Source organism: Rhodococcus sp. BP-332, from assembly GCF_019836065.1.
Lineage (GTDB): Bacteria > Actinomycetota > Actinomycetes > Mycobacteriales > Mycobacteriaceae > Rhodococcoides.
Map to the genome: position 1 here is coordinate 176,706 of NZ_JABUEC010000004.1, position 18,620 is coordinate 195,325.

At 68.3% G+C, this 18,620-nt stretch carries 16 protein-coding genes; 12 read left to right on the top strand and 4 right to left on the bottom strand.

Features of this window, described 5'->3' with window-relative positions:
- Positions 1-79 precede the first annotated feature (79 nt).
- Positions 80-1,756: an FUSC family protein gene (locus HQ314_RS21790; RefSeq protein ID WP_222650590.1), complete on the bottom strand. Its 1,677-nt coding sequence runs from the start codon at positions 1,754-1,756 to the stop codon at positions 80-82.
- A 128-nt stretch (positions 1,757-1,884) separates the two neighbouring features.
- Between HQ314_RS21790 and HQ314_RS16065 the strand changes: the two genes are divergently transcribed.
- Together HQ314_RS16065 and HQ314_RS16070 are read left to right on the top strand one after the other, a co-directional pair.
- Positions 1,885-3,150 carry an aspartate kinase gene (locus HQ314_RS16065; RefSeq protein WP_027506651.1) on the top strand — a complete coding sequence of 422 codons (1,266 nt, stop codon included), beginning with the start codon at positions 1,885-1,887 and terminating at the stop codon, positions 3,148-3,150.
- A gap of 7 nt (positions 3,151-3,157) precedes the next feature.
- On the top strand, positions 3,158-4,201 hold the full coding sequence (locus tag HQ314_RS16070; protein WP_027506652.1) for an aspartate-semialdehyde dehydrogenase: 1,044 nt from the start codon (positions 3,158-3,160) through the stop codon (positions 4,199-4,201).
- Between the two features lie 107 nt (positions 4,202-4,308).
- Here HQ314_RS16070 and HQ314_RS16075 read toward each other — a convergent pair whose 3' ends face one another.
- Both HQ314_RS16075 and HQ314_RS16080 read right to left on the bottom strand, forming a co-directional pair.
- Positions 4,309-4,998 (bottom strand): hypothetical protein, encoded by a 690-nt coding sequence (locus HQ314_RS16075; RefSeq protein ID WP_056443289.1) that lies wholly within the window; start codon positions 4,996-4,998, stop codon positions 4,309-4,311.
- A gap of 291 nt (positions 4,999-5,289) precedes the next feature.
- Entirely contained in the window at positions 5,290-5,487 is a 198-nt protein-coding gene (locus HQ314_RS16080; RefSeq protein ID WP_027506653.1) for a PspC domain-containing protein, read from the bottom strand.
- A 183-nt stretch (positions 5,488-5,670) separates the two neighbouring features.
- Here HQ314_RS16080 and HQ314_RS16085 point away from each other — a divergent pair, with 183 nt between their 5' ends.
- The 4 genes from HQ314_RS16085 to HQ314_RS16100 all read left to right on the top strand — a co-directional run bounded on the left by HQ314_RS16085 (position 5,671) and on the right by HQ314_RS16100 (position 10,669).
- Entirely contained in the window at positions 5,671-6,753 is a 1,083-nt protein-coding gene (locus HQ314_RS16085; RefSeq protein WP_222650591.1) for a glycosyltransferase, read from the top strand.
- A gap of 69 nt (positions 6,754-6,822) precedes the next feature.
- Entirely contained in the window at positions 6,823-7,434 is a 612-nt protein-coding gene (locus tag HQ314_RS16090; protein WP_222650592.1) for a TetR/AcrR family transcriptional regulator, read from the top strand.
- Between the two features lie 56 nt (positions 7,435-7,490).
- On the top strand, positions 7,491-8,966 hold the full coding sequence (locus HQ314_RS16095; RefSeq protein WP_222650818.1) for an NAD(P)/FAD-dependent oxidoreductase: 1,476 nt from the start codon (positions 7,491-7,493) through the stop codon (positions 8,964-8,966).
- On the top strand, positions 8,963-10,669 hold the full coding sequence (locus HQ314_RS16100; RefSeq protein ID WP_222633313.1) for a GMC oxidoreductase: 1,707 nt from the start codon (positions 8,963-8,965) through the stop codon (positions 10,667-10,669). Before HQ314_RS16095 ends, HQ314_RS16100 begins: the two co-directional genes overlap by 4 nt.
- A 72-nt stretch (positions 10,670-10,741) precedes the next feature.
- On the opposite strand, the gene HQ314_RS16105 is transcribed toward HQ314_RS16100, so the two are convergent.
- Positions 10,742-11,890: a hypothetical protein gene (locus HQ314_RS16105; RefSeq protein ID WP_222650593.1), complete on the bottom strand. Its 1,149-nt coding sequence runs from the start codon at positions 11,888-11,890 to the stop codon at positions 10,742-10,744.
- 200 nt (positions 11,891-12,090) lie between these two features.
- Between HQ314_RS16105 and HQ314_RS16110 the strand changes: the two genes are divergently transcribed.
- The 6 genes from HQ314_RS16110 to HQ314_RS16135 all read left to right on the top strand — a co-directional run bounded on the left by HQ314_RS16110 (position 12,091) and on the right by HQ314_RS16135 (position 18,599).
- The gene (locus HQ314_RS16110) at positions 12,091-13,176 is read left to right on the top strand and encodes an SMP-30/gluconolactonase/LRE family protein (RefSeq protein WP_222650594.1); all 1,086 of its coding nucleotides are present in this window, start codon (positions 12,091-12,093) and stop codon (positions 13,174-13,176) included.
- A 161-nt stretch (positions 13,177-13,337) separates the two neighbouring features.
- Positions 13,338-14,861: a catalase gene (locus HQ314_RS16115; RefSeq protein WP_222650595.1), complete on the top strand. Its 1,524-nt coding sequence runs from the start codon at positions 13,338-13,340 to the stop codon at positions 14,859-14,861.
- 340 nt (positions 14,862-15,201) lie between these two features.
- The gene (locus HQ314_RS16120) at positions 15,202-15,873 is read left to right on the top strand and encodes a SipW-dependent-type signal peptide-containing protein (RefSeq protein WP_222650596.1); all 672 of its coding nucleotides are present in this window, start codon (positions 15,202-15,204) and stop codon (positions 15,871-15,873) included.
- Positions 15,874-15,981: 108 nt separating this feature from the next.
- Positions 15,982-16,569: a hypothetical protein gene (locus tag HQ314_RS16125; protein ID WP_222650597.1), complete on the top strand. Its 588-nt coding sequence runs from the start codon at positions 15,982-15,984 to the stop codon at positions 16,567-16,569.
- 48 nt (positions 16,570-16,617) lie between these two features.
- The gene (locus tag HQ314_RS16130) at positions 16,618-17,148 is read left to right on the top strand and encodes a signal peptidase I (RefSeq protein WP_222650598.1); all 531 of its coding nucleotides are present in this window, start codon (positions 16,618-16,620) and stop codon (positions 17,146-17,148) included.
- On the top strand, positions 17,145-18,599 hold the full coding sequence (locus tag HQ314_RS16135) for a hypothetical protein (protein ID WP_222650599.1): 1,455 nt from the start codon (positions 17,145-17,147) through the stop codon (positions 18,597-18,599). Before HQ314_RS16130 ends, HQ314_RS16135 begins: the two co-directional genes overlap by 4 nt.
- Positions 18,600-18,620 lie beyond the last annotated feature (21 nt).

Genomic DNA, 18,620 nt, shown 5'->3' on the forward strand with positions numbered 1-18,620 from the left:
ACGAAGGAGGAGGGCGAACCCGGCGCCGAACATGCGGGTCACCCTACTCCGTCGCCCGCGCGGACGACACCGGCACGTCTCACGGGCGCGGTGCCACGTCCGCCCACCGCTCCGGTTCCGCCAGCATGGCGCCGTCTGCGGTGCGCCAGCAGGCGGACAGGAGGTCGTACCCGGCCGCGTCGACTCGCAGGTGCGACTCCCACCTCGCCGACGTCCACTCCCGGTCGTCGCTGACGGCGTGCTCGGCGGCGAAGGCGGCCCCGACGAGCTCGAACTGCACGTCTCGCCGCGCGGTCATGGCGTCCGGATGGGTGGGTGTCACGGTGCGCAGCAGATCCGCCGTCCGGCGACAGGCGTCGAGAACGCGCCCGTCGCACCACAGCAGGCACCGCCGATGAGCGTGACGAGCGACCACCCACATCGACGCCAGCGCGCACACCACACCGATGCACGTCTCGACGAGACGTTCGGTCGCGAGCGGCCACGCCTGCGCACCCGGATGGGACGCGCCGCCGATGAGCAGCGCCAGGGGCGTGATGAACATGACGGCGATGCCGTAGTTCCGAGCGATGACCAGTTCGATGAGGAACTGCAGTGCCATCAGCAGCAGGACCAGCACGAACCCGCTCGGTGACAGTGAGAAGACGATGGCGAAGAGCACCACTCCGACGGCCGTGCCCACCAGGCGGTGCAGGGCGCGGACGGTACCTCGTGGTCGGTCGAGGCCCTGTTGCAGCACGAGGACCGCGCCGATGACAGCCCAGTCGGGCCGCCCGAGCCCGGCGACGACGGCGATCGCGCCCGAGGCCGCGGATGCGCAGAAGACGCGGAGCGCCGTGGTGGTGGCGTGGGAATCGACGTGCAGGGCCCGGAGCAGCCGGAACCTGATCGTCGGGCGCGACATCGGGACGGAGGGCGTGTGATCCGGAGTGACGTGCACGGTGTCCGACGCGTGCTCGGGATCGAGCGGTGCGTCGCCGATGATGCGCGCGAAGTCGAGGTGGACTCTCCGTAGTCGCAGGACCAGCGGATCGTCGATCCGGCGAGCCGGTATCCCGGCGTCGTGCAGCGCGGCCCAGGCGCGATCGACCGCGACGGCGGCGCGGTGCCGGGCACCGACCGCGGGATCGCCCGCGGTGCGCGCCTCACCAAAGACGGTCACGCTCCGCTCGGCGGCCGCCACGGCGTCACGTTCCGGTTTCGACGCGTCGCGCAGCGCCGGTGCCATCGACACGACCAGGGCCCACAGCGCTCCGAGCGCGACGCAGGCGGAGTTGACCCACGCCGTCACCCCGCTCTGCGGGACGATGGTGGCGATCGCGCAGGTCAGGACGAAGAAGAAGGCACCGGGCGGTCCGAGACGGAGCGCATCCACCACGAAGGTCGCGACGGTGCCCAGGACGGTGAGCACCACGACGACGAGGACGGCGCCCACCACGGAGTTCCGCGGGTCGGCGTACTGGCCCACGAGGCCGCCGACAGTGGCGGACAGCACGAGTGCGAGACCGGCCCACAGGACGACCGACCAGCGGGACCGGAACGGCCGGCCCTCGCCGTAGACGACGGCGAATCCGCCTGCCGCGGTCAGCAGGGCCTCGGTGGGAAAACCGAGCGCGAGCAGCGCGAGTGCCGGAACACCGAACGCGAGCGCGGCGCGGAGGCCGCCGGGCCAGCGCGGCCCCACCGACGGCACCGCGACGAAGAGTCGTCGGCGCCGAGGACGAGGCGGTAGAGCGGACGGGTCCGGGGCTGTCACCACCTGATGGTAGGCACGCGATTCCCCCCGGACCCCCGCAGGTCGGTAGGCTGCTGACCGTTCCGGCGGCACCCGTCGCACCAGTGGATGTCCAGCGGGACGTTCTCGACTCGGGAGGTAGCACCAGCGTGGCACTCGTCGTTCAGAAGTACGGAGGATCCTCGGTGGCGACCGCCGAGCGGATCCGGCGCGTCGCTGAACGGATCGTCGAGACCAAGCGCAAGGGCCACGACGTGGTCGTGGTCGTCTCCGCGATGGGAGACACCACCGACGAACTGCTCGACCTCGCGCAGCAGGTGTGCCCCGCCCCGCCCGCGCGCGAGATGGACATGCTGCTCACGTCGGGCGAACGCATCTCCAACGCGCTCGTCGCCATGGCCATCCACTCCCTCGGCGCCGAGGCCCGATCCTTCACGGGATCGCAGGCCGGCGTCGTCACCACCAGCGTGCACGGCAACGCCAAGATCATCGACGTGACGCCCGGGCGCGTCCGCGACGCACTCGACGAGGGCTCGATCGTCCTCGTCGCCGGTTTCCAGGGCGTCAGCCAGGACAGCAAGGACGTGACGACGCTCGGGCGAGGTGGGTCGGACACCACCGCCGTCGCGCTCGCCGCCGCGCTGAACGCCGACGTCTGCGAGATCTACACCGACGTCGACGGCATCTTCACCGCCGACCCACGGATCGTTCCCGACGCCCGTCACCTCGAGAAGGTTTCTTTCGAGGAGATGCTCGAGATGGCGGCGTGCGGCGCCAAGGTCCTGATGCTGCGGTGCGTGGAATACGCCCGCCGCTACAACGTTCCCGTCCACGTCCGCTCGTCGTACACCACCAAGCCAGGGACCATCGTGTCCGGATCCATGGAGGACATTCCAGTGGAAGAAGCCATTCTGACCGGTGTCGCGCACGACCGGAGCGAAGCGAAGGTCACGGTCGTCGGCCTGTCCGATCAGCCGGGCTTCGCCGCCAAGGTCTTCCGGGCCGTCGCGGACGCCGAGATCAACATCGACATGGTGCTGCAGAACGTCTCGCGCATCGACACCGGCAAGACCGACATCACGTTCACGTGCCCCAAGGCCGACGGACCCACCGCGGTGGAGAAGCTGACCAAGCTGCAGGGCGAGATCGGCTTCACCAAGGTGCTCTACGACGACCACATCGGCAAGGTCTCGCTCATCGGCGCCGGCATGAAGTCGCACCCGGGCGTCACCGCGACGTTCTGTGAAGCGCTCGCCGACGCGGGCATCAACATCGACCTCATCAGCACCTCGGAGATCCGTATCTCCGTGCTGACCAAGGACTCCGAGCTCGACGAGGCCGTGCGCGTGCTGCACGCCGCCTTCGGCCTCGGCGGCGACGAGATCGCCGTCGTGCACGGCGGAACCGGAAGGTAGGAGCACCATGACCACGAATTCCACCGGCCTCCACATCGGAGTCGTCGGCGCGACCGGCCAGGTCGGCGCCGTCATGCGAACCTTGTTGGCGGAGCGTAAGTTTCCCGTCGCCTCGATCCGTTTCTTCGCGTCCGCCCGGTCCGCCGGCAAGACCCTGCCGTGGGGCGACGGCGAGATCACCGTGGAGGACGCGTCCACCGCGGATCCCACCGGGCTCGACATCGCGCTGTTCTCGGCCGGCGCCACCATGTCCCGCGAGCAGGCGCCGCGCTTCGCCGCCGCCGGCGTCACCGTCATCGACAACTCCTCCGCGTGGCGCAAGGATCCCGACGTCCCGCTCGTGGTCAGCGAGGTTAACCCCGAGGCGACGAAGAATCTCGTCAAGGGCATCATCGCGAACCCCAACTGCACCACCATGGCGGCGATGCCGGTGCTCAAGGTGCTGCACGACGAGGCCGGGCTGCAGCGGCTCATCGTCTCGAGCTATCAGGCCGTGTCCGGCAGCGGTCTCGCCGGTGTCGAGGAACTGGCGACGCAGGCGCGTGCCGTGGTGGCCGACGCCGAGAAGCTGGTGCACGACGGCAGCGCCGTCGCGTACCCCGATCCGACGGTCTACACCGCGCCGATCGCGTTCAACGTCCTGCCGCTCGCGGGCTCTCTCGTCGACGACGGAAGCGGCGAGACGGACGAGGACCAGAAGCTGCGCAACGAGTCCCGCAAAATCCTGGGTCTGCCGGACCTGCTGGTGAGCGGCACGTGCGTCCGCGTTCCCGTGTTCACCGGCCACTCGCTGTCGATCAACGCGGAGTTCGCGAACCCGCTGTCCGTGGAACGGGCGACGGAACTGTTGTCGTCGGCTCCCGGCGTGCGCGTGGTGGCCGTGCCGACGCCTCTGCAGGCGGCCGGCGCCGACGAGTCGCTCGTCGGACGCATCCGGCAGGATCCCGGTGTGCCGGACGGTCGCGGACTCGCGCTGTTCGTGTCCGGCGACAACCTGCGCAAGGGTGCTGCCCTCAACACGATTCAGATCGCCGAACTCTTCGTTCGGTAGTGCGGGAAGGCCGGAGGCCGGTCGGGTTCGGCGGGACGGCGGGAAGGCCGGAGGCCGGTCGGATCAGGCGGGAAGGCCGGAGGCCGGTCGGATTCGGTCCCGCGCGCTCAGCTCTCGAGGGCGCGCAGGGTGCGGTGCGTGTCGCGTGACGGCACGTACCCACCCAGGATCGAACTCCAGGTCCACAGGCGTCCGTCGAGTCGGTAGCGCCCGTGGGGGAGACCGGCGTCGAGCGCTGTCGCCTCGCCGCTGACCACGGCCGAGAGCATCACGCTCTCGTCGACGACACCGACCACCATCGCATCGACCGTGGACACCGGCTCGTCGGCATCGCGGCCCGACGAGTCGACCAGCGGCTCCATGACCGCCTCGGTGCCCTCGGGAGCGTGGAGGAAGCCGGAGTCGTGCGAGCACCCGTCGGCCTGACACTGTTCGAATCCGGCGATCACCTCGAGCCGCTCGATCAGTGGCCACAGGTCCTGCGAATGCCAGCGGGACAGTCCGCTCTCGCCGCCGTAGGCCTCGCTCCAGGACGCGAACACGGCGGTGAACTCCTCGACCACCGGTCCGTGCCGGTACCAGCAGCGGGGGATGCGCTCGGTCAGCTCGTAGCGGTCACGCAGCCACCACACCCAGTCGGTCACCTCGTCCCACAGGCGGGCGGCGTCGTCGGTGTCGAGATAGCGCCACGTGTAGCGACCGCGGGCGCGATCGGGACCGGGGAGAGTGCCCGGACGAGGTCGAGCGCCGCGGCCCGAAGGATCACCGTGGTGCGGGAAACCGCCGTGGTAAGACATCGTGTCCTTGCCGGCCGCGCGCCAGGGTGGTGGCGAACAGCCTGCTCGAGAGTGGCCGTGTGGTGCCGGGCGCCCCGGGGCTCGAACGCCTCGCACTTCGACGTGAGCGCACGGTGGACGAGGTGACGACACCGCACGTGCGACGAATCGACTTCGACAGTAGGTGCAGGTCAGTCGTGCCGCAAGTAGACCCTGTCCAACCGTTGGTCAAAGATATTGTCGGTGATCGGAATACGAACCCGCCACGGGAACGGCGCCCGATGTGCACTCACTCTCGAACTGATCGAACGATCAGTAGGACGACTTGGGGATCGCGATCCACAGGACCAGGTAGATCACGAACTGCGGTCCCGGAAGGATGCACGAGAGGACGAACAGCAGGCGCACGAGTCCTGCGCTCAGACCGAAGCGCTCGGCGAGACCGCCGCACACTCCGGCGATGAGCTTGCTCTGACGTGAACGGGTGAGCCTGCGGGCCGGGCTGGTCATCGTGGGACCTCTTCTTCGTCGGTGACGTGTCGTCGCGGGTCGGACACCACGGCAACGTGCGGCGCCGGTGCCGGGTTCCCGTGCCGCCGTCGTGCGACGACGGTGAATGCTCGACGTGAGTGTTCGTGCGACGTTCTCGGCGCGGTCCTCGTCCGTACACGGCTCACCTCGACACTGGGCCGCATGCGCATCGTGCAGGTGGCCAACTTCTACGGACCTCGTTCGGGCGGTCTGCGGACGGCCGTGGACCAACTCGGAGCCGGCTATGTCGCTCGCGGCCACGAGGTGACGGTCATCGTGCCCGGCGACGTCCACTCCGAGACGATGTCTGCCACCGGGGTGCATCGCATCACCGTCCCGTCCACCCGGCTCCCGATGACCGGTGGCTACCGGGTGGCGAGGCCGTCCGTGACGGCCGATGTCGCGGCGAGTCTGCGACCGGACGTGCTCGAGATCTCGGACCGTCTGACCCTGCGTGGCCTCGGAACGTGGGCGCGCCACAGAGGGATTCGCAGCGTGATGATCTCCCACGAGAGGCTGGACCGACTGCTCGGACAGGTGTTGCCCGTCCCGGTGGCGCGCGCGGCGGCGGACGTCGCCAACAGGCGATCCGTCCTCGGTCACGACGCGGTGGTGTGCACCACCGCGTTCGCGCAGGAGGAGTTCGACCGGATCGGCGCAGGCGCACACCGCATCGCACTCGGGGTGGACCTCGAGTTGTTCCACCCGTCGCGTCGCCATCGCAACGAGGGACGGATGATCCGGCTCGTGCACTGTGGACGGCTGTCGGTGGAGAAGCACGCCGAGCGGAGCGTCGACGCCCTGGCACACCTGCGCCGCGAGGGCATCGACGCACGCCTGGTGGTGGTGGGCGACGGTCCGCGGCGGTCCGCGCTCGAGCGGCGCGCCGAGGGTCTGCCCGTGCACTTCGCCGGGTTCGTCTCAGACCGCGAGCGCGTCGCGCGGTTGCTCGCCGAGGCGGACGTCGCGGTCGCTCCCGGACCGCACGAGACGTTCGGGCTGGCGGCCCTGGAGGCACTGGCGTCGGGCACACCCGCGGTGGTGTCGGGAACGTCCGCGCTGGCCGAGATCGTCACCCCGGACTGCGGCGCAGCAGTGGCCAATCGCTCTCGCGACTTCGCCGAGGGCATCGCCGCGACCCTGGCGCTCCCCTCGGGCGGACGGCCGACGGCCAGGGCGAGGGCGGAGCAGTACGGCTGGCCGACGGCGGTGGAATCGATGCTCGAGGTCCTGTCCGGGCGGTGACGGTCGGCCCGCCCTGAACTCCGGCTAACTCACTTACATTCAGTCTGGACTGTTTGTAAGAAAGCCGATATGGTCGCAGATGTGACCGAGACCACCGCCGTGACCGAGCCGGTGGCCCAGCCCGCCCGCCGGACGCAGGCCGAGCGCACCGCCGGCACGCGGGCCAAGCTTCTCGACGCCGCCATCGACACGTTGGTGGACGTCGGATACTCCCGCGCCAGCACTCAGGAGATCGCACGTCGGGCCGGTGTGTCCCGCGGTGCTCAGCTCCACCACTTCCCGACGAAGGAAGCGCTCGTCGTGGCGGCCGTCGAGCGGCTCGTCGAGCGACGCCTCGACGAGCTGGTCGGGGTCCACCGCGGTGGGCCCGTCGGCCCGGCGCTCCTGCTCGACGCCTTCTCCGGCCCGTTGTTCAACGCGGCGCTCGAACTGTGGGTCGCCGCCCGCACGGATGCGGCACTGCACGCCGCGGTGGAACCACTCGAGCGTCGAGTGACCGAGGTGTTGCAGGAAGGCGGCCGAGAGCTCTACGGGGACAGCATGTCTCCCGCTGCCTTCGACCTGAGTATCGAACTCGCACGAGGGATGGCCGTGTCGGCCATCTTCCGAACCCCCGAGGAGGAACACGCGATGCGTGCACGATTGTTGCCGGAGTGGGAGCGGGCGGTGACGGAGCTGTGACGACCACACTGCCCGCGCACGTCGATGTTCTCGTCGTCGGATCGGGATTCGCCGGTATGGGTGTGACGGCGCGGGTGCTCCGCGAGGACCCGTCCGCCGACGTGCTCGTGATCGAGCGTGCCGACGACGTCGGTGGGACCTGGCGCGACAACACGTATCCCGGTGTCGCGTGCGATGTTCCGACGTCGCTGTACTCGTTCTCCTTCGCCCCGCACTCCGACTGGAGCCACACCTTCGCTCGTGGACCGGAGATCCATCGGTACCTGCGCGGGGTGGCCGACGACTTCGGGATACGAGACCGTCTCGTCACGGGTTGCGCGCTGCTCGGGGCGCAGTGGGACGAGGAACGCTGCGTCTGGGACGTCACCACGGAGAAGGGTGATCTGACCTGCCGAGTGTTGGTCGCGGCCACGGGAACGCTCTCGACGCCGAAGCTGCCCGCTGTGCCGGGCCTCGACACATTCGCCGGCCACACCTTCCACTCCGCGACGTGGGACCACGACTACGACCTGCGCGGCAAGCGTGTCGCCGTCGTGGGCACCGGTGCGTCGGCCATCCAGTTCGTTCCCGAGATCGCCCCGGTCACGTCGCAACTGCACGTCTTCCAGCGCACCCCGGCGTGGGTGATCCCGCGCATGGACCGCACGCGCGGTCCGATCGAGCGATGGTTCTACCGCCGCGCGCCGTGGACACTCGAGGCGCAGCGCGGTGCGATCTACGCCTACCGCGAGATGTACGTCGAGATGATGGCCAAGCGGCCCAAGCTTCTGTCGATCGCGCACACGATAGCCACGGGTTTCCTCCGACTGAAGGTGCGCGACGGCGGACTCCGGAAGCGCCTCACGCCGGGCTACACCATCGGCTGCAAGCGCATGCTGTTGTCCAACGACTGGTACGACACGTTGCAGCGACCGGACGTCGAACTGGTGGACAGCGGTCTGGCCTCGATCACGCCGACAGGTGTGGTGGACGCCGTGGGACGCGAGCGCGAGGTCGACGCCATCGTCTTCGGTACCGGCTTCACCCCCACCGAGCCGCCCGTCGCACATCTGTTGCGCGGCAGCGACGGTCGAACTCTCGCCGAGCGGTGGGGCGGCAGCCCGCGCGCCTACCGAGGTACGACGATGGCCGGCTTCCCGAATCTCTTCCTCATGTACGGGCCGAACACCAACCTGGGACACAGCTCGATCGTCTACATGCTCGAGTCCCAGTCGGCGTACGTCGAATCCGCTCTGCGCGAGATGACGCGTCGCAGCGTCGATGCCGTCGACGTGAGTCCGTCCGCGGTCGACGAGTGGAACGCGTCTCTCGACGCCGACCTGGCCGGCACGGTGTGGAACACCGGTGGGTGTTCGAGTTGGTACCTGGACGCGAGTGGACGGAACTCGGCCATGTGGCCGACCTTCACGTGGAAGTTCCGCAAGGCGACCGCCGCGTTCGACATCGAGAACTACCGCACGATGCGGGCGCGCGGAGGGCCGGACGTCGGCCGAACTGTGGGAAGTACACCGTCGGAGAAGGCAGCAATATGAAGAACACCTACGACGTCATCGTCGTCGGATCGGGTTTCGGCGGCAGCGTCTCCGCCCTGCGTCTGACCGAGAAGGGATACCGAGTCGGTGTCCTGGAATCCGGTCGTCGTTTCGAGGACGACGAGCTGCCCAAGACGAGCTGGCGACTGCGGAAGTATCTGTGGGCGCCCATGATCGGGTGCTACGGACTGCAGCGGATCCACCTGCTCCCCAATGTCCTGGTGATGGCCGGAGCCGGTGTCGGCGGCGGATCGCTGAACTACGCGAACACTCTGTACCAGCCCCCGAGCCGCTTCTTCGAGGATCCGCAGTGGGGTGACATCACCGACTGGGAAGCGGAGATGACGCCGTACTACAAGCAGGCGCGTCGGATGCTGGGCGTCGAGGACAACCCGACCATCACCCCCGCGGACAAGGTCATGCGCGACATCGCCGAGGAGATGGGCGTCGGTGACACGTTCAGCACCACACCGGTCGGCGTGTTCTTCGGTCAGCCGGGGCAGAAGGGTCGCGACGTCCCGGACCCGTTCTTCGGTGGCGTCGGACCCACCCGGACAGGCTGCACCGAGTGCGGTGCGTGCATGACGGGCTGCCGTGTCGGCGCCAAGAACACCCTGGTGAAGAACTACCTCTACCTCGCCGAGAAGGCCGGTGCCATGGTGCATCCGCTGACCACGGTCACCTCGGTGCGTCCCCGCGAGGGCGGTGGATACGAGGTGCGGACGCGTCGCACCGGTGCGAAGCTGCGGCGCAAGGAGACCGTGATGACGGCCGACCACGTCGTCTTCGCCGCCGGCACCTACGGGACCCAGAAGTTGATGCTGGCGATGAAGGAGACCGGAGATCTGCCCCACCTGTCGGACAAGCTCGGGTCCGTGGTGCGCACCAACTCCGAAGCGGTGCTGGCCGCGACGGCGCGTGACCGGCAGATCGACTACACGGAGGGCGTGGCGATCACCTCGTCGTTCCACCCCAACGATCACACGCACATCGAGCCGGTGCGATACGGCAAGGGCAGCAACGCCATCGGACTGTTGCAGACCGTTCTCAGTGACGGCGGCGGCAGGCTGCCGCGACCGCTGAAGACGCTGGGCGTCGCGCTGCGCCACCCGGCCGCCACCGTGCGCAGCCTGTCGGTGAAGAACTGGTCGGAACGCACCGTCATCGCGCTCGTCATGCAGACCGACGACAACTCGCTGGAACTCGGTTCCAGGAAAGGTCGATTCGGTCGGCGTCTGACCTCTCGCCCGGGAGGTGGCAGCCCGCCGCCGAAGTGGATTCCGGAGGGGCACATCGCGATCAGGAAGGCCGCGGACAAGATCGGCGGCGACCCGGGTGGCTCGTTCGCGGACGTGTTCGACATTCCCATGACCGCGCACTTCCTCGGTGGTTGTGTCATCGGTGCGACGCCGGAACGGGGCGTCATCGACGCGTACCACCGGGTGTTCGGGCACGAGGGTCTGCACGTCGTCGACGGATCGGCCGTGAGCGCGAACCTCGGCGTCAATCCGTCGCTCACCATCACCGCCCAGGCTGAGCGGGCGATGGCCCTGTGGCCGAACAAGGGAGAAAACGATCAGCGTCCGCCGGTCGGCACAGGGTACGAACCCCTCGCCCCGGTCCGCCCCGTCGCTCCCGTGGTTCCCGCCGAAGCACCCGGCGCACTGCGACTCCCGCTCACCGTGGTGGGTCGGAACCGCTGAGTCGCGCGGGCTCGACCCCGAGACGACACAGGCCCCGACCTCCTCGCGGAGATCGGGGCCTGTCCCGTTCGGTCACTTGCCGGAGATGGGTCCCAGCAGCGAGGTGGTCCAGATCGCCGAGTTGGCGGACCCTGCCGGGTCACCGGCCGGCACCAGTCCGTTGATGGTCACCTGTCCGCCGGCCAGTCCGCGTGCGGGGTTCGGCGGGAGGGTGAGGCCGCAACTCTGCTGCACGTCGGCGATGCCGGGCAGCGAGTTCTGGCGGCACTGACCGCGTCCCTCGACCGTCAGCGGGCCACCGGGCAGGTTGTCGTACGTGACGGTCAGGGCAGCACCGAATTCGGGCTGCGTCGTCGGGGAGTAGCAGACACGCGCCGTCGCGGCCGTGATCTCGCTGGGCGAGGTCGAGGCCGCGCCCGTGGCCGGATCCACACTCGCCGCGTGCAGTTCGGTGGTGCGCTCGCCTCCCGCACAGGACGGCGACGATCCCACCGATCGGGAGTTCACCTCGCGTGTCACGTTGTAGGCGATCGGGCCCGTCGGCTGCGGGATTCCGGCGGGCGGAGCCGAATCGACGGGCGCGGTGCCCTCGCCGAGCGAGTACAGCGTCCACACCGATCCGGTGCGTCCACCGGGCAGACGCAACGGGTTGGCCACCGAGTTGCTGGTGGCGACACCGGCGCTCACACCGGACGCGTTGGGCTGGATGCGGAGAACGCAGTCGACGGCGCCGCGTCCGGGCGATCCGGGGTAGAGCTCGAAGCCGCACGGTCCGCGCATGTCGAGACGGCCGAGGCCGGGAGCGTCGAGAGTGCCCCACTGGTCGAGGATCTGGGTTCCGTCGAGCCCCAGCCCGTCGCACACATAGATAGGTCCGACGTTGCGCGCCGTCTCGGCGGTCAGCACGCCGGACGCGGGGTCCGACTGGAACGTGTACATACGGGCGTCGAGACGTTCGACGAGGAGGTACTGGGCCGGAACGCCGTACTGGGCGTTGCACCGCGCGGTGTCCTCGGCAGTCGGCCGATTGCCGCTGTCCACCGTGCGGAAGACGTGGAACTGGCCGGGGCCGTCGCTGATCGATCCGAGAAGGGTCGACGGTGCCACCGGTCCCGGGTCGGCCGAGGCGGTGCCCGTGAAGGAGGCGACCGCGGTGACGGCCGCAGCGGCGACGAGTCCCGCCCGCCGCAGAAGACCGGATCTGCTCGAACGACTGTGCATTGTTGTATTCCCCCCAGAACTGCTGCCATCTCGACGACCGAAGAGTGCCACACGAATCCCCCATCTCCGACATGTGTGTGACCTGGCACAATGCCCGCTACGCGGCCCTGGACGAGTGGACACGAGGGGACGGTCGGACTGACCGTAGTGTCCACCGGAGCAGCACAGTGCTGCGCAATTCGTGCCGGGGGGCTCCTGACGTGTCGACGTTCTCTCTGACCAGAGTCATGGTCACCGTGGTGGCAGTGGCCGCCATGACCGTGTTCGGGAGTGCCACGGGGAGTGCGGATCCCGCCGTACAACCGTCGCCGGCGCCCGGTGGCGCACGAACGTTCTCCGAGCTTCCGCTGCCCGGACAGCCGGAGGGCATCGCCGTCGATCCGTCCGACGGCAGCGTGTGGACGGGATCGAATCGGCCCCGATCGACGGGAACGGTCTGGCATCACGACGGATCCGGTGCACTGATCGGCACCTACGATCTCGTGGGGCATTCCCCGGACGCCGAGCACGGGGTCAACGGCATCGCGCTGGACGGCGCGGGCCGGGTGTACGCGCTCGACTGGTCGGGTGCGCGTGCGGTACGACTCGATCCTGCATCGGGAGCCCAGTCGGTCTACGCGACGTTCCCCGATCTGCCGTCCTGTGGTCGGGGGATCGTCCCGTGCGAGCCGAGCCCTGTCGATCGACCCGCGTGGCCCAACTACCCGGTGTTCGACGCGGCGGGCAATCTGTACGTGAGCGATCTGAACCAGGCCACCATCTGGAAGGTGCCCGCCGGCGGCGGTGAGGCTCGGATCTGGTACCAGAGTCCAGATTTCGTGTCGCTGTACAGCGTCAACGGCATGCAGTTCGACGCGCAGGGCCGCCTCGTCTTCGTGGTCACGATCTCCCTGACAGCGGACCCGTCGATCTTCCGCGGGAAGCTGTTCCGCCTCGGCGTCGACGGGAACGGTGGTCCGGGTACTCGCGAGGAGATCGCCACGACGTCACAGGGTGACGGCATCGCCATCGGGGAGTCGGGCCGCGTCTACGTGGCGGTCGCGAACCCGATCATCAACGACGTCGAGATCGTGGAGCCCGGACGTGGCGTCGTCGGCGCGCTCCCGTCCCCCGAAGCGAGGTCGGCGCTGGCGGTGCCTCTCGTCACTCCCGCATCGTTGGCCTTCCGCGGCACGTCGGTGTTGGCGACCAACCATTCCCAGTACGCGATCGACCCCCGCGAGTGGTCGATCCAGGAGTTGGGCGTGGGGGAGCGGGGACTGCCCCTCCTGTACCCGACGCCCTGACACCACGAACGTAACTGGACTGATTCCAGAAAAGGGGTCATACTGGAACGGATCGACATTCTGCGTGTGCGCGAGTCGATGCCCGGGTATGCGGGTACGACGGACGTTCTGCGTCACACCGCGACGCTTCGCGTTTGCCACGAACAGGAGGCACTGGACTCATGACACAGCCGAGGCCCACGACCAACAACGCCGGTATCCCGGTTCCCAGCGACGAGCACTCCCTCACTGCGGGTGCGCAGGGACCGATCCTGCTGCACGATCACTACCTCATCGAGAAGATGGCGCAGTTCAACCGTGAGCGGGTCCCGGAGCGTGTGGTGCACGCCAAGGGTGCAGGCGCCTTCGGCACGTTCGAGGTCACCGGTGACATCTCGCAGTACACGCGGGCGGCGGTGTTCCAGCCCGGCGCGAAGACCGAGATGCTGGCGCGCTTCTCCACCGTCGCGGGCGAGCAGGGCAGCCCCGACACGTGGCGCGACCCCCGCGGTTTCGCGCTGAAGTTCTACACCACCGAAGGCAACTGGGACATGGTCGGCAACAACACGCCGGTGTTCTTCGTGCGCGATCCGTTGAAGTTCCAGGACTTCATCCGCAGCCAGAAGCGCATGCCCGACTCCGGTCTCCGAGACAACAACATGCAGTGGGACTTCTGGACCCTGTCGCCCGAGTCGGCACACCAGGTGACCTGGCTGATGGGTGACCGCGGAATCCCGAAGTCGTTCCGCCACATGGACGGTTTCGGTTCGCACACCTACCAGTTCATCGCTGCCGACGGCACCAAGTCGTGGGTCAAGTTCCACTTCAAGACGGATCAGGGCATCGACTACCTGACACAGGACAAGGCCGACGAGCTGGCGGGCACGTCGCCCGATCATCATCGTCAGGACCTGTTCGGATCGATCAGCAACGGCGACTTCCCGAGCTGGACCGTCAAGGTGCAGATCATGCCGTACGACGATGCCGAGACGTACAGGTACAACCCGTTCGATCTGACCAAGGTCTGGTCGCAGAAGGACTACCCGTTGATCGAGGTCGGCACGATGACCTTGAACAAGAACCCGGAGAACTTCCACGCCCAGATCGAGCAGAGCTCGTTCGAGCCGTCCAACCTCGTTCCGGGCATCGGTGCGAGCCCGGACAAGATGTTGCTCGGACGCATCTTCAGCTACGCGGACGCGCACCGGTACCGCATCGGCACCAATTACGCGCAGCTGCCGGTCAATCGGGCGAAGGCGGAGATCAACTCCTACTCCAAGGAGGGTGCGATGAACATCCACTACAACTCCGCGGAGACGCCCGTGTACGCCCCGAACTCGTACGGTGGTCCCGCCGCCGACACGAACGCGTACGGCGACGACGGTGCCTGGGACTTCGAGCCCCGATTCGTGCGCACCGGGTACGTGCAGCATCCCGAGGACGGCGACTTCGTCCAGGCCGGCATTCTCGTGCGCGAGATCATGGACGACGACGCCCGCGAGCGTCTCGTGGGCAACATCGTCGGCCACGCGCTCAACGGTGTCACCGAGCCTGTGCTGCAGCGGGTGTTCCAGTACTGGAGCAACGTCGACCCCGAGATCGGCAAGAAGGTCGAGGAGGGTGTGCGCTCCGGACAGGGCGAGACCGCCCCCACGACCGGCGCCGGCGCGGTGGACGACCCGGCCGACGAGGCCGCGAAGGTCTGATCCGCTCCGATTCTCGACGCCGCCCGTCGCACCCTCAGCGGGTTCGGCGGGCGTTGCCGTGTGTGATGTAGATCACGTTTGAAACGTGTGGTCAGAATTCTCTGCCGGCTCGCTGCTTCGGGCACCGAAGCGGCGGTGGCAACGCCGACAGGCTCACGTCCCGGCCCGGTTCATCGAACGGCCTCGTCGTATCGCCCCGATCGGTCTGTGTTACCTCGAGTACCTATCAATGGTTCGCGGAAATTGAAGAACGTTCGGTATGTGCGGTTTCGAGAATAGATCTACAGTTCGCTCGCAGCCATTGCGGTAATGGCTCGTCGAAGCGAAACGGGGACCTGCCATGACCACCGATCTCACCGTCGAGACAGAGCGTGACCAGCGCGATGTCCGTCGCCGCAAGGTTAGAGCGCTCCTCGCGGGTGGGCTGGTTCTCGGCGTCGGAGCGGCGGTGACATTGGCTGCATGGAGCGACAACGTGTTCGGCACCGCGCAGTTCACAGCGGAGAACTGGAACGTGCAGGGTGACTTCTCGGCCGCCGGCAGTGGGGCGTGGCAGGAATACAACACCGCCGAGACTGCGGGCACTTTCAACTACACGACGGGCTTCTCCGCGCTGAGCCCCGGCACGACGGTGTACGCGCCGGTTGCCCTGCGCGTCGGCTTGGGAACCAGTGCAGGCGGCGCATACGACGCGGCCGTGACCCTCCGAGGGGCCACGCCGACGACTGGGGCGCTGACACCCCTTCTCACCTATCAGGTCGTCAGCGGCGTCACCGCGGCGAACTGCGCGGCCGGAACGATCACCGGAGGCGCGAGTGTCGTCCCCGTCGGCAGTGCCCTCGGCACGGGAAGCGCCTCCAAGGCCATCACGCTGCCGAAGACCGGCACCGCTCTTCCTCTGTGCTTCGCCGTGACCCTGCCTGCGACCGTGAGCGCGGACCAGGCGGCCGGTAAGACCACCAATTCGGTCACCTGGCAGTTCCAGGCCGAGGCCGTGGTGCCGACGCCGTAATCGGCTGCTCCTCGTCACCCCATGTCTCGTCACGCACCATCTCGGCACACTGCGGCGGAACCGCGGACGCACGACGCCGTCGTCGGACGACGGGCTCGGCTCGGTGCCGTGATCGGTCTGGTCGTAGGACTCGCCGTCGCGGCACTCTCGGCCACCGACGTCGCGGCGTCGTGGACCGACCGGGTCCTGGGCGGATCGGCATTCAGCACAACACCGTTCGGCTTCGAGTCGGCGACGCTCGGGGCGCCCTTCGCGACCCACTCGGAGGCCGCGCCTGCCGTGCTCTCTCTGCTTCCGGCTGCGCCGCTGCTCCCGGGTCAGTCGGTCTACGGCGCGATCTCGTTGCGTTCGGTTGCCGGGTCGCCGGCGGTGGCCGTGACCGTCGACGGCACGGCGTCGGTGCCCTCGGGCCTCGCATCGTTGTTGCAGTACGCAGTCGTTCGATCGCCCACGTGTGACAGCACCTCGTTCGCCTCGACGGCATCGTTCGTCGTCGGCTCGGTCACGGGCGGTGTCCCGTTGTCCGCCGATTCGGCGAGCGGGGCCGTCGTACTCCCGGCAGGATCGCCGACGACCACGGGAACCGTTGTGCCTCTGTGCTTCAGGATGACGCTGCCCGACACCCTCGCGGTGTGGACCGCCGGGGCCGCGTCGTCGACCCTTCGGGCAACGTGGACCTTCCTCGGTACCGCCTGAGTCCACGTGTCCGATCACCCCTTCGCGCCACCAGAAAGTGCTCACACCATGTCGACTCGTCACGCAGCGCCCCCTCGGCGTCGTTCGGCCTTCTCCCGCCTGGGTGACGCCGTTCTCAACGTTCTCGCGCTCGGCGGTGTCGTCTGCATCGTGTTGGTGGTTCTGTCGTTCACCCTGAACATCTCGTTGATCATGTTCAAGACGGGATCGATGGCACCGACGATGCCGACGGGGTCACTCGCGGTGGTGCGGGAGGTACCTGCGGACTCCGTCGTTCCCGGGGATGTCGTGACGATCGCACGGGTCGGCGAGCTGCCTGTCACGCACCGTGTGGTCGAGACCTCGCCCGGCCGCGACGGCGCAACGTTCCTCGAGCTGAAGGGCGATGCCAACGAGTACGAAGATCCGGCCGGATACAACGTCACCGAGGTGCGCAAGGTGCTGTGGTCGGTGCCCGGCCTCGCGAAGGTGGTGGTGTGGTTCTCTAGTCCCCTGGTTCTGGCGCTTCTGACCCTCTCGATGGCGGCTCTCGTCGTGGCGATGTTCTGGCCGAGAACGCCGAAGCGGCCGGTACCGTGAGCCGCCCGCGCTCGGTGGCACTGGTCCTGATCGCTGCTGTGCTGACGGTCGTGTCGGTGGTCTCGAACACGGATGGCACCGTTGCCGCCTGGCAGGGGCGGGACCACGCAGCGGCCACCGTGTCGATCGGATCATGGCCCAGCGCCGGAAGCGCGTACGCGGAGATCGGACGCGTCGGTTCAGCGTCGGGTCTCGCATTCGATCTGCTCGCGGGCGGAACGAACCCGCCGTGGCCCGGACCGGCAGCGACGCGTTCGCAAGCGGCTCCGGGAACAGTCACCAGCACCACGGCCGGGCCGTACAGCAGCGCCGGGGTACTCGGGTTGGCCAACGAGCTGACTTCGCGAGGCGCTGCTCCGGGAACACCGATTCAAGGCTCGTCGTGCGCGGCCTACGGATGGGCGCCGAACACGCCGGCACCGTGCACGACGGTCCCGTCGCAGAGAGTGAACGCGCGCGCAACTCTGTCGTCCTACACGCTGTACGCGTCACTGCTGTCGCTTCTCGGCCTGGGGTCGACAGACGTGGTCTCGGTGCCGTCGCCTGTGACATCGGCCGCATCCTGTGACCTGACCACCTCCGGGCCGACCTACACGGCAACCCCTCCGAGTGCGGCAAACGTGACGACGCTGAACCCTCGGGGTTCGATCACCGTTCGAGGCGGAAACGCCGTCGCGATTCCGCCTGCGGGCGGCACGGTGTCGTTCGATTTCCCCCAGAGCGGGTCCACCGTCGTGGTGCCTGGCGTGTCGGGAACACTTCGCAGTGTCGTCGACAACTCGTCGTCTGCGCGCTCGAGCCTCGTGCTGGAGAACGGCCGGATCCTGAGGCTGGGACTGCTCGGGGGCATCCTTCTCGACATCAGGTTCACCCTGGTGCTGGTCGACGCGGCGTGCGGAGGCGGACCGACCGGGCCCGTGTCGATCACCGCCGCATCTGCGCGAGTAGCCGCAGCGGAACCACCGGCTGCGACGACACCGGTCACGACGACACCGGTCACGACGACACCGGTCACGACGACAGCGGCCGCGACGACAGCGGCCGCGACGACAGCGGCCGCGACGACACCGGTCACGACGACCAGCGCTCAGCCGTCGGCGTCCTCGGTGGTGTCACCGACCGACGCGACGACGATTCCTGCATCGTCGAGCACCGCCGCAACGACCACGACGTCTCCGGCGCCGACCACCACCACCACCACTCCCGCTGCAGCCTCCGCCACGGTGTTCTCCGGGGCGGGGCCCATCACGTCGATCACGACATCCGACGGGCTCGAATGCTCCGTCGGTCCTGATGCGGTCACCTTCACGTGTTCGGACGGCAGCACCCTCGTCTTCACTCCGGTGGCGCTGTCGCCACCTGGCATCGCCGCTGCCACGACCGACGGGCTCTGGTCGCCGAGGACGCTCACGGGGGAGACGGTGCCGGTGGAGGCGGCCACCCGGTCGTGACGCTGCCCTCCCGCCGTTTGT

Coding starts and splice junctions, on each gene's coding strand:
- HQ314_RS16070 (WP_027506652.1), top strand. CDS start 3,158: ATGACCACGAATTCCACCGGCCTCCACATCGGAGTCGTCGGCGCGACC.
- HQ314_RS16075 (WP_056443289.1), bottom strand. CDS start 4,998: ATGTCTTACCACGGCGGTTTCCCGCACCACGGTGATCCTTCGGGCCGC.
- HQ314_RS16080 (WP_027506653.1), bottom strand. CDS start 5,487: ATGACCAGCCCGGCCCGCAGGCTCACCCGTTCACGTCAGAGCAAGCTC.
- HQ314_RS16085 (WP_222650591.1), top strand. CDS start 5,671: ATGCGCATCGTGCAGGTGGCCAACTTCTACGGACCTCGTTCGGGCGGT.
- HQ314_RS16090 (WP_222650592.1), top strand. CDS start 6,823: ATGGTCGCAGATGTGACCGAGACCACCGCCGTGACCGAGCCGGTGGCC.
- HQ314_RS16095 (WP_222650818.1), top strand. CDS start 7,491: ATGGGTGTGACGGCGCGGGTGCTCCGCGAGGACCCGTCCGCCGACGTG.
- HQ314_RS16100 (WP_222633313.1), top strand. CDS start 8,963: ATGAAGAACACCTACGACGTCATCGTCGTCGGATCGGGTTTCGGCGGC.
- HQ314_RS16105 (WP_222650593.1), bottom strand. CDS start 11,890: ATGCACAGTCGTTCGAGCAGATCCGGTCTTCTGCGGCGGGCGGGACTC.
- HQ314_RS16115 (WP_222650595.1), top strand. CDS start 13,338: ATGACACAGCCGAGGCCCACGACCAACAACGCCGGTATCCCGGTTCCC.
- HQ314_RS16120 (WP_222650596.1), top strand. CDS start 15,202: ATGACCACCGATCTCACCGTCGAGACAGAGCGTGACCAGCGCGATGTC.
- HQ314_RS16130 (WP_222650598.1), top strand. CDS start 16,618: ATGTCGACTCGTCACGCAGCGCCCCCTCGGCGTCGTTCGGCCTTCTCC.